Source organism: Streptomyces sp. NPDC047974 (assembly GCF_040653375.1).
Lineage (GTDB): Bacteria > Actinomycetota > Actinomycetes > Streptomycetales > Streptomycetaceae > Streptomyces.
In genome coordinates this window covers 18,715-31,031 of sequence record NZ_JBEZNU010000049.1, presented here as the reverse complement: position 1 = coordinate 31,031, position 12,317 = coordinate 18,715, and the positions used below count along the sequence as shown (strand labels likewise).

Here is a 12,317-nt window from a genome sequence, read left to right as displayed (position 1 = left end):
GCGCCCATCCCCAGCGCGGGGGCGGGTCCCGTCGCTCCCCCCGCTGCCGGTCGGCGGCCCCCGCCGCGGCGGGGGCCTCCTCACGTCTCCGGACGGACTACGCGCCGTGGTAGGCCCGGACCATCAGCTCCTTCATCTCCTCGATCATCGGCATCCGCGGGTTGGCCGGGGCGCACTGGTCGGCGTAGGCGTTCATCGCCTGCTGCGGCAGGGCCTCCATGAAGGCCGCCTCGTCGACGCCCTCGGCCCGGAAGCCCGCCGGGATGCCGCACCGCTCGCGCAGCTCCTCGACGGCCCGGGCGTACGACTCCACGCCCTCCTCCGGCGTCGCGGCCGGCAGGCCCAGCATGCGGGCGATCTCCTGGTAGCGCTCGGGCGCCCGGTAGACCTCGGCCTTGGGCCACGGGACGGCCTTGTGGGTGACGGTGCCGTTGTGCCGGATGACGTGCGGCAGGAGCAGCGCGTTGGCGCGCCCGTGGGCGACGTGGAAGGTGTTGCCGAGGGTGTGGGCCATGGCGTGGACGAGGCCGAGGAAGGCGTTGGCGAAGGCCATGCCGGCGATGGTGGAGGCGTTGTGCATCCTCTCGCGGGCCTCGGGCGCCTTCGCGCCCTCCTTCACGCAGGTCTCCAGGTTCTCGAAGATCAGCCGGATCGCCTGGAGGCACTGGCCGTCGGTGAAGTCGTTGGCGTAGGCCGAGACGTACGCCTCGGTGGCGTGGGTCAGGGCGTCGAAGCCGGAGTCGGCGGTGACGGTCGGCGGGAGGTGCAGCGGGAGGACGGGGTCGACGATGGCGACGTCCGGGGTGAGGGCGTAGTCGGCGAGCGGGTACTTCTGCGCGGCCTCGGGGTCGGAGATGACGGCGAAGGGGGTGACCTCGCTGCCGGTGCCCGAGGTGGTCGGGACGGCGACCAGCCGGGCCTTCTCGCCCAGCTTGGGGAAGGTGTAGGCGCGCTTGCGGATGTCGAAGAACTTCTCCTTGGTGTCCGCGAACTCGACCTCGGGCCGCTCGTACATCAGCCACATGATCTTCGCCGCGTCCATCGGGGAGCCGCCGCCGAGGGCGATGATGGTGTCCGGCCGGAAGTCCCGCATGGCGGCGGCGCCGGCCCGGACGGTGGCGAGCTCGGGGTTGGGCTCGACGTCGTCGATCACCTGGATCGCGACGGGCTCGGCGCGTCCGTTCAGGATGCCGGTGACCTTGGCGACGAAGCCGATCTCGCCCATGGTCCTGTCGGTGACGATCGTGACCCGCTTCAGCCCCTCCATCTCGCCGAGGTACCGGATGGCGTTGCGCTCGAAGTAGATCCTCGGCGGGATCTTGTACCACTGCATGTTGGTGTTGCGCCGTCCGATCCGCTTGATGTTGACCAGGTTCACCGCGGTGACGTTGTCCGAGACGGAGTTGTGTCCGTAGGAGCCGCAGCCGAGGGTGAGGGAGGGGAGGAAGGCGTTGTAGACGTCACCGATGCCGCCGAAGGTGGAGGGGGCGTTGACGATGACGCGGATCGCCTTGACCCGCCGGCCGAACTCCTCGGCGAGCGCCTCGTCCTCGGTGTGGATGGCGGCGCTGTGCCCGAGGCCGTGGAACTCGACCATGGCGGCGGACAGTTCGAGGCCCTGCTCGGTGGAGCCGGCCTTGAGGGCGGCGAGCACCGGGGAGAGCTTCTCCCGGGTGAGGGGTTCGTTCTCGCCGACCTCGGCGCACTCGGCGAGCAGGATCGAGGTGCCCTCGGGGACCTCGAAGCCGGCCTGTTCGGCGATCCACACCGGGGACTTGCCGACGACGGCCGCGTTGAGCCTGGCCCCGCCGCAGTTCGTGCCGTAGGCGGTGGCGCCGAAGAGGTACTCCTCCAGCTTGGTCTTCTCGGCGGCGGTGACGACGTGGGCGCCGAGCCGCTCGAACTCGGCGATGCCCTCCTCGTACACCTCGGCGTCGAGGACGACGGCCTGCTCGGAGGCGCAGATCATGCCGTTGTCGAAGGCCTTGGAGAGGACGATGTCGTGGATCGCCCGCCGGAGCCTGGCGTCCTTGGCGACGTAGGCGGGGACGTTTCCGGCACCGACGCCGAGGGCGGGCTTGCCGCACGAGTAGGCGGCCTTGACCATGGCGTTGCCGCCGGTGGCGAGGATGGTGGAGACGCCGTCGTGGTGCATGAGGAGGCCGGTGGCCTCCATGGAGGGCTCCTCGATCCACTGGACGCAGTCGGCGGGGGCTCCGGCGGCGACGGCGGCGTCGCGGACGATGCGGGCGGCCTCGGCGGAGCAGTTCTGCGCGGAGGGGTGGAAGGCGAAGACGATCGGGTTGCGGGTCTTGAGGGCGATGAGCGCCTTGAAGACGGTGGTCGAGGTGGGGTTGGTGACCGGGGTCATCGCGCAGACGACGCCGACGGGCTCGGCGATCTCCGTGATGCCGTTCAGCTCGTCGCGGCGGATCACCCCGGCGGTCTTCAGGCCGGCCATCGAGTGGGTGACGTGCTCGCAGGCGAAGAGGTTCTTGACGGCCTTGTCCTCGAAGAGGCCGCGGCCGGTCTCCTCGACGGCGAGGCGGGCCAGCTCGCCGTGGGCGGCGAGGGCCGCGAGCGACGCCTTCCTGACGATGTGGTCGACCCGCTCCTGGTCGAGGGCCTCGAACTCCGCGAGCGCCCCGAGCGCCCGGCCGACGAGCCCTTCCACCATCTCCTTGGCCTCCATGACGGGCCTCCTTCACCGGTCCCTGGTTTCTTCGTCTCCTCCATTCGACACCCGTTGACCTGGGAAAAGAGGCGCGGAAAGACCTTCGGGAGGGGGCCGGAAGTCCTTTTGTGAACGGATTCACAAGATCTTGGGAGGGAAAGCCCCCGGCCGCTGGAGCTCACACGCGGCCGGGGGCTTCCCGAGGCGGGGCCGGGTCAGTACAGGGAGACCCCGTACTTGGCGAGCGCCTCCGGCACCGGCTGGTAGAACGTGGTGCCGCCGGTCGAGCAGTTGCCGCTGCCGCCGGAGGTGAGGCCGAGCGCCTTGGTGCCGTCGTACAGCGCGCCGCCGGAGTCGCCGGGCTCGGCGCAGACGTTGGTCTGGATCATGCCCTTCACCGTGCCGCCGCCGGAGTAGCGGACGGTGGCGTTGAGGCCGGTCACCGTGCCGCTGCGGGTGCCGGTGGTGGATCCGGAGCGCTTGACGGACTCGCCGACGTAGGCGTCGGCGGCGGTGAAGCCGCCCGTGTGGCTGAGCGAGGTGTTGTCGTAGCGGACCAGGGCGTAGTCGTTGCCCGGGAAGCTGGAGCCGACGGTGGCGCCGATCAGGGTGGACTGGGCGGAGTTGGCGTACCAGGTGTTCACCACGTTGCCGCAGTGGCCGGCGGTGAGGAAGTAGTACGTGGAGCCGCTGCGCACGTTGAAGCCGAGCGAGCAGCGGTAGCCGTTGCCGTAGATGGCGTCGCCGGCGCCGAGGAGGGGCTTGAAGACGCCGGGGTCGCGCTCGACGCGCAGGGCGCCGGAGTCGGCGCCGGCCGCCGAGCGGACCTTCGCGAGCTCCGCCTCGGAGACGGTCGAGTCGGCGGTGACGACGACCCGGCCGGCGGCCTTGTCGACGTACCAGGCGATGCCGCCGACCCCGGCGGCGTCGACCGCCGACTCGGCGCGGGCCAGCCGCTCGGCGGGGGCCGGGCCGGGGGCGGGCGCTGCCTGGGCCCCGGGGAGCCCGAGGGCGGTGACGGCCGCGAGTCCGGCGGCGACGGCGAGCAGACGGGTGCGCTTGATCCTCACTGTGCTCCTCACATCCTTCTGGGAAAAGCGGAGGGGGCCCGGGGGGTGAGAGGCCCGTGAGGCGCCATCAGGTGACGTGTCCCTGACATCCACCGCCAGTGATGGTGCCGCCTCCCGGCCGGACGCACAAGACCGCCGCACGCACCGGTGCCCCGGCCGTACCGTTCCGGGGCACCCGTCGTCCGGATTGCGGAAGGCCGGAGGTCAGCCCGTCAGCACCTGTCGCTCCCCCGCCTCCACGGCCAGGTCGAGGGTGTTCCCCGGCGGCGGGAAGGGGCAGATGAAGTGGTCCGCGAAGGCGCACGGCGGCAGCAGCGCCCGGTTGAGGTCCACCGTCACCGCGCCGTCCTCGTCCGGCGCCGGCGGGCGCAGGAAGCGGAAGCGGAAGGTGGACCGCCCGCTGGTGGCGTCCGCGAAGACCGCCCAGAGCGAACCGTCCTCCTCCACCGCCACCTGGAGCGCGTGCACCCGCCCGTCGAGCTCGAAGACGACCTCCCCGGAGAGCCCGAGCCCGCGCTCCCTGCCGTCCGCGTTCTCCACCCGGACGCTGCGCCCCTCCTCGTACGGCCGGTAGACCCCCGGCACCACCCAGCGCGGGTCGTACGGCGTGGCCTCGATGCCCCGGAAGGCCCGGCGCGCCGCCGAGTCCGGGTCGAAGTCGCGTACCGCCCACAGGCCTTCGCGGCGCATCACCATGATCCGGCGTCCCGCCGACTCGACCCGGGACTCGTGGACCGGCGCGTGGTCGGCGGTGAGCCGGACGCTGCCGGCGAAGGGCTCGCCGTCGACGGTGAGCCCGTCCCCGGCGTCCGCCGTCAGGACGACCTCGTCGCCGTCCTCCCGCCACTCCCCCGGCAGGTCCGGCAGCTTGCCCTCGGGGAAGTCCGCGAGCCAGTGGGTGCCGGTGAGGGAGAGCGGGCCGTACGAGGAGGCCACCGCCGCCTCGCGCCGCTCGTGCCAGTCCCGCCACTCCCCCGCCGCGTCGGTGGTCTCGGTGCTGCTCGTGGTGTCGCTCATGGTGTTCCACCCTTCCACACCGGCGCCGGATGCCCGGGGTGCGACCCCCCGCAGCAGGGCGAGGGCGGCCCGGGCGGCGGCGTCGTTCTGCGCGAAGGCGGGCCCGCCGGACCGGGGCCGGGCGAAGCCGCCGCCCACCCCGGCCGTGGTGTACGGGCCGAGGGCGATCCGGCGCGGGTGCGGACGGCCGTCCCGCTGGACGATCCGCCCGTCGGCGGGGTCCACGGCGAGCAGCCCGCCGGGGGTGGCCCGGGCACCGTCCTCGTACAGGCCGCGCAGCAGCGGGCTCGCGGTGCCGGTGACGGTGGCGGCGGGCAGCCGGGCCTCGACGAGGGCGCGGGCCTCGGTGCCCGGACCGGGCACGGCCGGCGAGGAGGCCCGGAAGACGCCGCGCCGGCCGTCGGTCCCGACGGCGAGGCGGGGGCCGAGGAAGCGGACGACGCCGGCCTCGGAGAGGGCGAGCAGCCGGCGCACCCGGGAGGCGGGCGGGCCGGAGCCGAGGTGGCTGTAGAAGCCGTGCCACCAGCCGCCGGTGTCGGTCCGGTGGGCGAGCCGGCCGAGCTGGCCGTAGACGGAGTCGAGGGCGGCGACGAGGGCCGCGTCGGCGCTGCGGGCGGGGTCGTGACGGCGCGCCAGGGCGGCGGCGACATGGCGGCGCAGCTCCTCCTGGAGCGCCTCGGCGCTCGGGGCGCGAAGCCCGGCGAGGGGGTGGTCGAGGGCCTCGGGGTCGAAGCGGTCGGCCGGGTCGGGGACGGCGGCGGCGACGAAGGCGGCGAGGCCGGGGTCGTCCGGCACGGCGGCGGACCAGCGGGCGTCGAACGCGGCCCAGGGGCCGGCGACGCGCTCCGGGTGGGCGGCGAAGAGGCGGTGGTAGTGGGCCCCGCCGAGCTCCCGGGCGATGTGCGGCCAGACCTCGCGCCGGAAGTCCAGCGGCCGGTCCGCGGCGAGCAGGGCGTCGACCCGGTCGGGGCCGAAGTGGCGGGGCAGCGGCGGCCGTTCGCCGTCGAGCGCGTAGCCGAGCTTGGAGGGGTACGGGACGCCCCGGCGGGAGCCCGCGTACAGCACCGGCTCCCGTCCCGAGGGCACGTACACGAGCGCGTCCCCCGCCCGCTCGTACCGGCCGCCGCGTCCCTCGGTGAGCAGCACCGCCAGGTCGACGAAGGCGAGGCCGAGGCCCCGGACGAGGACGGGCTCGCCGGCCGGGAGGACGGAGAGGTCGAGTTCGGCGGTGGGTCCCGGCGGCAGGTGGACGAGGCCGTGGCGGGCGGCGAAGGCGGCCAGTTCCCGCTGTTCGGCGTCGGGTTCGGCGTCGAGGTGGCCGAGGGCGAGGACGACGAGGTCGGCGCGCAGCGGCTCGGCGCGCCCGGCGAGCCGGACGAACTGCGGGCCCTCGCGGGGCCCTTCGACCCGCAGGGCGGCGGTGCGGTGCTCGTGGAGGGTGACCGTGGCGGGCAGGGCCGCCTTGGCCCGGGCGTACGCCCAGCCCAGATAGGCGCCCAGTTCGGGGCGGGTGGCGAAGCGGCGGCCGTCGGTCCCGGCCCAGTCGGCGAGCGTGGGTCCGGGGCGTACCGGCCCTGCGAGGCGGACGCTGTCGTCGGTGAAGACGGTGACGTCCCCGGCCCGGGAGTTCATCAGGAGCAGCGGGGACTGGGCGGTGCGCCAGATCCGGCCGGGCCCGGGCGGGTACGGGTCGACGAGGTGCACGTCGAGCGGCCGCCCGCCGTGGAGCCCGGGCACGGCGGCGGCGAGCCGCTCCAGGAAGCCGGTGCCGCGCGGCCCGGCACCGACGATCACCAGGGAGGAGGTCATGCGGACTCCAGGACGGCGGGGGACGCACAGGACGCCGGGCAGGCCTCCGGGGCGGGGACGGACTCCCCCGCCCCGGAGGTCCCGGATCAGCAGCCGCAGTCGCACCCGCAGTCGCAGCCGTCGCAGCAGCCGCCGTCCTCGCCGCCGCACGAGCAGCAGTTGGAGCAGCAGTCACAGCCGTCGCAGCAGCTGCCGCAGTCGCACTGCTGGCAGAGGCCGTCCTTGCGCTCCCGGCTCCACGGGTCCTCGTAGGTGCCGCAGCACATCTGGCAGGTGCAGGCGAGACCGGCCCAGACCGCGCAACCGGCGATCAGACCGCGCCGGTTGCGGTGCGGCGGCCCGGGCGGGAAGGGACCGAAGCCGCCTCCGCCGCCGCCCGGGCCGGGGTTCCAGGGGCCGCCCGGGCCCGCCGGGCCGCCGGGGCCGGGGGCGTACGGGTTGTCGGGGACCGGCCCGCCCGGGGCGTACGGGTTGCCGGGCACCGGGCCGTGGGCGTGCGCGGGGGCGCCGCCGCCGACGTGGGAGCAGGTGGTGGTGCCGAAGGCGCGGTCGACGGAGACGCGCAGTTCGTGCGCGAGGAGCTGGTGGACGAGCTTGCCGTCGGTGAACTCGGCGTCCTTGAGGGCCAGCCGGATGCCGTGCAGGGCGTCGTCGGCGAGCCGGCGGGCCTCCTCGCGGGAGGTGCCGGTGGCGGTGAGCGGGTTCCAGGCGCCCGCCTCGGCGTCGGCGGCCTGGTCCTCGACGGCGTCGAGGAGGTGGGCGAGGCGGCCGAAGAGCCGGCCGGCCTCGGCGAGCGCTTCGGCGTTCCCGGGCCGTCCGGCGAGGAGCGCGGTGTGCGCGAAGGCGGCGGCGGTGGCGGTCTCGGTGGGCTCGGTGACGACGAGCAGGGGGGTGCCGGGCCCGGCGAGGGACTCGATGCCGGTCTGGCGGTCCACGGCGTCGACGAGGACGGCGGTGTCGAAGCCGACCGCGTGGCCCGCGCGGGCACCGGCCTTGTCCCAGGACCGGGCGACCCGGCGGGCGGCGGCGGCGACCGGCCGGCGGGCGAGGAGACCGTCCCGGTCGGCGACGTGGTCGCGAACCTTGGCCGAGGCGAGGACGAGCGAGACGGCGGCGGCGAGCCTGGCGCCCTCGCCGCGCGCGACGGGCGCGGTGCGCATGGCGCGCAGCGGGCAGGGGCCCGCGGTGCGGCGGCCGGAGTCGGTGACGCCGGTCTGAGCCTCCGTCAGGACCGAGACGATGAGCCCGTCGTAGTTCGTGACGACCCGGGCGAACTGGCCGTGGTCGGCGCGCAGGGCCAGGCACAGGCCGCAGAGGTGGGCCATCCACTGGGTCTTCAGGTGGTCGGTGAGCCGGTGTGTGCAGGGTCGGACTATTCCGAACAATTCCATCCCCCGTGGTGCGGTGCGAGAGCGTGTCGCGGCATCGTAGCGAGGGGCGCGTTCACCCGTACGCGCCCGGCGTCACCCTTCTGGACCGACTTTCATATTTTCAGCAGCATGGCCCTCCGTCAGGCGCCGCATACCCCAGGTTTCCTGACGATTCGCCAGATTTCGGGCCTCACGTTCTGCACCAGTACCGTCACGAATCCCCTGCGCGGCGCCTATCCACTTGGCGCGCGATCCGCATCATGGACGACGATAGGGAGTGCGGAACCACAAGTGACCGCAGTGACCGCGTGAAAGGAGGCGTCCATGGGATCGGTGCGCAAGGCGAGTGCCTGGCTGGGACTCGTCGAGGACAACGACGAGCGTTACTACGACGACGAGTACGCCGACGGTGCCGAGAGCGGCGACGCCTGGGTGACGGACCCCCGGGTCCGGGTCGCCTCGGACACCGCCGAGGACCGGGGCCGCCGGATCGCCACCGTCTCGCCCGACAGCTTCCGGGACGCCCGGGCCATCGGCGAGCTCTTCCGGGACGGCGTGCCGGTGATCGTGAACCTGACCGCCATGGAGCCGAACGACGCCAAGCGGGTCGTGGACTTCACCGCCGGCCTCGCCTTCGGGCTGCGCGGCTCGATCGAGCGCGTCGCGACCCGGGTCTTCCTGCTGACGCCCGCCGACACCGAGATCGTCAGTGAGTCCGGCCGCCGTCAGCAGGACGGTTTCTTCAACCAGAGCTGACCCCGCCCGCAGCACCCCCGACCCGACCGACGCCCCCCGGCCCGGACCCGCCCGGCGGACCGGGCCGGCCGCATGTCCGGGACCGGGAGCCTCAGGGCCGCTCGCCCCCGGTGCGGGCTCCCCCGGTGCGGGCTCGCGCCCAGGGGCCGCTCGCGCTCAGTGGCCGCTCGTGGCCGCGCCGGTCATCGGCTCCGCGGGACCGGGCGCCGGATGCGGAGCCGGACAGGACGCGCCGGACGGCAGCTGCTCGGCCGGGGAGCCGGCCGGCTGGCCGGGGACCATGGCCGGGCCCGCGGGCCGGGACTGCGCCGGGGGCGCGCACCGGGCCGCCGTCTTCGCCTCCGCCGGCGCCGCCGCTTCCGCCGCGGCCTCCTCGATCGCCGCCTCCACGTCCACCGGGCACTCCATCACCCGGGGCAGCCGCAGGGCCATCGCGGCCCCGGCGAGGAGCAGGCCCGCGCTGACGAAGAGCGTGAGGTGCAGGCCGTCGACGAAGGCGTGGCGCGCGGCCGTGTGCAGGGCCTCGCCGGCCGCGCCGCCGAGCCGCTCGGCCACCTGGTAGGCCTCGCCGAGCGAATTCGCCGCGGCGCCGCTCGCCGCCGCCGGCACCCCGGGGACGTCCGCGAGACCGGGGGCGTACGCCGCGTTCATGACGCTGCCGAGCAGGGCGATGCCCATGCCCGCGCCGAGCTGGTACGAGGTCTCGCCGATCGCCGCGGCCCCGCCGGCGCTGCGCGGCGGCGCCTCGCTCAGCATCGACTCGTACGCCGAGAAGAGGGTCGTCTGGAGGCCGAAACCGAGCAGGACGAAGCCGGCGGTGAGCAGCAGCGGCCGGTCCTGCTGGCCCATCAGCGTGAGCAGCAGCACCGCCCCGGCGGTGAGCAGGAAGCCCCAGCCGACCATCCGCCGGGGGCCGATCCGGCGCAGGGTGTACGAGCCGGTGGCGCCGGCCGCCATGGCGGCGAAGGTGAGCGGGAGGAGCCGCAGCCCGGTCTCCAGGGGCGTGAGCCCGAGGACCAGCTGGAGGTACTGGACGGCGATGAGTTCCAGGCCGACGAGGGCCAGCATGGCGAGGACGATGCAGCCGACGGAGGTGGTGAAGGCGGCCCGGGAGAAGAGCCGCATGTCGATCAGCGGGTGCGGCCTGCGCCGCTGGCGCCGGACGAAGAGGACGAGCAGCAGCGCCCCGGCGAGCAGCGGTCCCGCGGTGAGCGCGGAGAGCGCCGGCTCGCCCGCGCCGAGCCGCTTCACGCCGAGGACGCAGCCGAGCACGCCGGCCGCGGCCATCAGCGCGCCGAGGACGTCCCAGGGCCCTTCCGCGCTCCCCCGGGACTCGGGCAGGAGCCGGCGGGCGAGCGGCAGGATCAGCGCCATCAGCGGGATGTTGATGAGGAAGACGGAGCCCCACCAGTAGTGCTCGACGAGGAAGCCGCCGAGCACCGGCCCGGCGGCCGCGCCGATCGCGGCGACGGCCGTCCAGATGCCGATGGCGGTGGCGCGCTCGCGCCGGTCGGGGAAGACGGTCCGGATGATGGAGAGCGTCGCCGGCATGATCATGGCGCCGCCGACGCCGAGCAGCGCGCGGGCCGCGATGAGGACCCAGGGCTCGGTGGCGAGGGCGGCGACGGCCGAGGCGAGACCGAAGATCCCGTATCCGAGGAGCAGCACCCGGCGCCGGCCGATCCGGTCACCGAGGGTGCCGAAGAGGATCAGCAGCGAGGCGCAGACCAGCGGGTAGGCGTCGACGATCCAGAGGAGCTCGGTCGCGCCGGGGCGCAGGTTCTCGGTGAGCGAGGGGACGGCGACGTGGAGGATGGTCGCGTCCAGGGCGACCAGGAGAAGGCTGACGCAGAGGACGACGAGGACGGCCCAGCGGTTGGCGCCGCCGCCGGCGGCGGCCCGCCGTCCTGCTCGGGCCGTGATCGTCCGCGACATGTGCGTACCTCCAAGTGATGCTCTCGCGCTCGGCAGACGCCGCCGACCTGGGCTGATGTGCGTGGGGCGGCGCGGCGACGAGGGGCGAGTGAGCCGTCAGCGTACGCGAGGACGGGGCCCTGGAGGGTGGCGCACCTCTCACCCCGGCGAGGCTCCCGGTGTGGCGTACGCCACTCGGTCCGGCCCGCGCGTCGCATGGAATTCCGCACGGACGGGTGTTTGAAGTAATTCCGTGCCACACAAACAGGCTTCCGGAATCACCCCCGGCGGCAATAGGGCTGAAGGTCATCGGATTTTCCGACGGGAGTCCGGAAAAGGCGGGCGACTGAGACCCACTCCACATCACATCGTCATCACGAAGGGAGCGGATCGCGCGGGTCGTCTCCTCACCCCCTGTAACGTCGATTGGGTGCGTACCGACATCTTTGCCCGGCTGGACCGGGAGCCGGTCCCGCCGAAGATAGAGGTCCCGCGGATGACCCGGACGCGTCTCGCCCTCTTCGGCGGGACGTCGGCGTTCTATCTCATCGTCGTGGTGGCGGTGCTGCTGTCCACCTGGCTGGTGACCCTCGACTGGAAGATCATGCTCTTCCGTCCCTACCAGCAGTGGCCGGAGCTGCACGCCTTCCTGGACTACTACGTCGTCCTCGGCCAGCGCGGTCCGACCGCGGTGATGGTGGCGGCCTGGCTGGGCTGGCGCTCCTGGCGCCAGCACACCCTGCGGCCGCTCCTCTCCCTCGGCGCGGCCCTGCTGCTCCTCAACGTCACCGTCGGCGCGGTGAAGCTCGGACTCGGCCGGCTCGGCCCCCACTACGCGACACAGGTCGGCTCGGCCGAGCTGTTCGCGGGCGGCGACATATTCCCCTCGGGTCACACCGCGAACGCGGTGGTGACCTGGGGCATCCTGGCCTATCTCGCCACCACCCCGCGGGCCCGCCGCTACCTGTCGGCGCTCTCCGCCGTGGTCGCCCTCGGCGTCGGCCTCACGACGGTCTACCTCGGCACCCACTGGCTCAGCGACGTGCTGCTCGGCTGGGCCGCCGGCCTGCTGATCCTGCTCGCGCTGCCCTGGTGCGAGCCGGTCATCGCCGTGGTGGAGGGCTGGATCCTGGACCGGCGGGACCGGATCGGGGAGCGGCTGCGGGCCCGGCGCCGCCTCGTGCCCTCGCTGCCGGTGGCCTCCGGCGGGCCGCGGCTCTTCCCGGCCCCGGCGGCCGCGGAGGAGCCGGCCAGGGAGACCGTGGGGGCGGCCGCGAGCCGCGCCAGGGCGGCCCGCCCGTCCTCGGACCGCCTCACCGCCTGACCCCCGCCCCGTCCGTACGCGAAGGGCCCCGACCGCGCCCGGTCGGGGCCCTTCGCGCGTCCGGGATCAGCCGATCCAGCAGCGGGTGACGGTGTCGTCCTCGACCTCGAGGTTGAGCCGCCCGGCGACGTACTCCATGGTGACGATCGCACCGGGCGGGAGGGTCCGGACGACGCGCCAGCCGCGCGTCCGGGCGAGCCGGCCGGCGCCGTCGGCGTCGAGGCCCACATAGGACTCGGGCGCGTCTCGGGGTGGTTCGGGGCTGCGCGACATGGATGCCATGGGGTTCACGTTAGTCCCCTCGCGGTCACGCTTGCGTCACAACTTCTCGACAGCCGGCGTGACGGACCCGGCCACGGCGGAACGTCTGTTTCCGGCCGTTT

At 74.2% G+C, this 12,317-nt stretch carries 8 protein-coding genes and 1 pseudogene; 2 read left to right on the top strand and 7 right to left on the bottom strand.

The window, feature by feature from the left end:
* Positions 1-97: 97 nt before the first annotated feature.
* From adhE to AB0E19_RS36010, 5 genes and pseudogenes are all read right to left on the bottom strand, one after another.
* Positions 98-2,692 carry a bifunctional acetaldehyde-CoA/alcohol dehydrogenase gene (gene adhE, locus AB0E19_RS36030; protein WP_362188556.1) on the bottom strand — a complete coding sequence of 865 codons (2,595 nt, stop codon included), beginning with the start codon at positions 2,690-2,692 and terminating at the stop codon, positions 98-100.
* A 197-nt stretch (positions 2,693-2,889) separates the two neighbouring features.
* Positions 2,890-3,744, bottom strand: coding sequence for a S1 family peptidase (locus tag AB0E19_RS36025; RefSeq protein ID WP_362188553.1), 855 nt, complete (start codon positions 3,742-3,744; stop codon positions 2,890-2,892).
* A gap of 204 nt (positions 3,745-3,948) precedes the next feature.
* Positions 3,949-4,434 (bottom strand): DUF1684 domain-containing protein, encoded by a 486-nt coding sequence (locus tag AB0E19_RS36020; RefSeq protein ID WP_362188562.1) that lies wholly within the window; start codon positions 4,432-4,434, stop codon positions 3,949-3,951.
* 375 nt (positions 4,435-4,809) lie between these two features.
* Positions 4,810-6,570, bottom strand: a pseudogene (locus tag AB0E19_RS36015) (FAD/NAD(P)-binding protein); the annotation flags it as partial.
* Positions 6,571-6,656: 86 nt separating this feature from the next.
* Positions 6,657-7,955, bottom strand: coding sequence for a DUF5685 family protein (locus AB0E19_RS36010; protein WP_362188550.1), 1,299 nt, complete (start codon positions 7,953-7,955; stop codon positions 6,657-6,659).
* 309 nt (positions 7,956-8,264) lie between these two features.
* On the opposite strand from AB0E19_RS36010, the gene sepF reads away from it, so the two are divergent.
* Positions 8,265-8,696, top strand: coding sequence for a cell division protein SepF (sepF, locus tag AB0E19_RS36005; RefSeq protein ID WP_169092496.1), 432 nt, complete (start codon positions 8,265-8,267; stop codon positions 8,694-8,696).
* 156 nt (positions 8,697-8,852) lie between these two features.
* On the opposite strand, the gene AB0E19_RS36000 is transcribed toward sepF, so the two are convergent.
* The gene (locus tag AB0E19_RS36000; protein ID WP_362188546.1) at positions 8,853-10,631 is read right to left on the bottom strand and encodes an MFS transporter; all 1,779 of its coding nucleotides are present in this window, start codon (positions 10,629-10,631) and stop codon (positions 8,853-8,855) included.
* Between the two features lie 409 nt (positions 10,632-11,040).
* On the opposite strand from AB0E19_RS36000, the gene AB0E19_RS35995 reads away from it, so the two are divergent.
* On the top strand, positions 11,041-11,934 hold the full coding sequence (locus AB0E19_RS35995) for a phosphatase PAP2 family protein (RefSeq protein ID WP_362188543.1): 894 nt from the start codon (positions 11,041-11,043) through the stop codon (positions 11,932-11,934).
* A 66-nt stretch (positions 11,935-12,000) separates the two neighbouring features.
* Here the strand turns inward: AB0E19_RS35995 and AB0E19_RS35990 are convergent, their stop codons facing one another.
* Positions 12,001-12,216 (bottom strand): I78 family peptidase inhibitor, encoded by a 216-nt coding sequence (locus tag AB0E19_RS35990; RefSeq protein WP_362188539.1) that lies wholly within the window; start codon positions 12,214-12,216, stop codon positions 12,001-12,003.
* Positions 12,217-12,317: the final 101 nt, after the last annotated feature.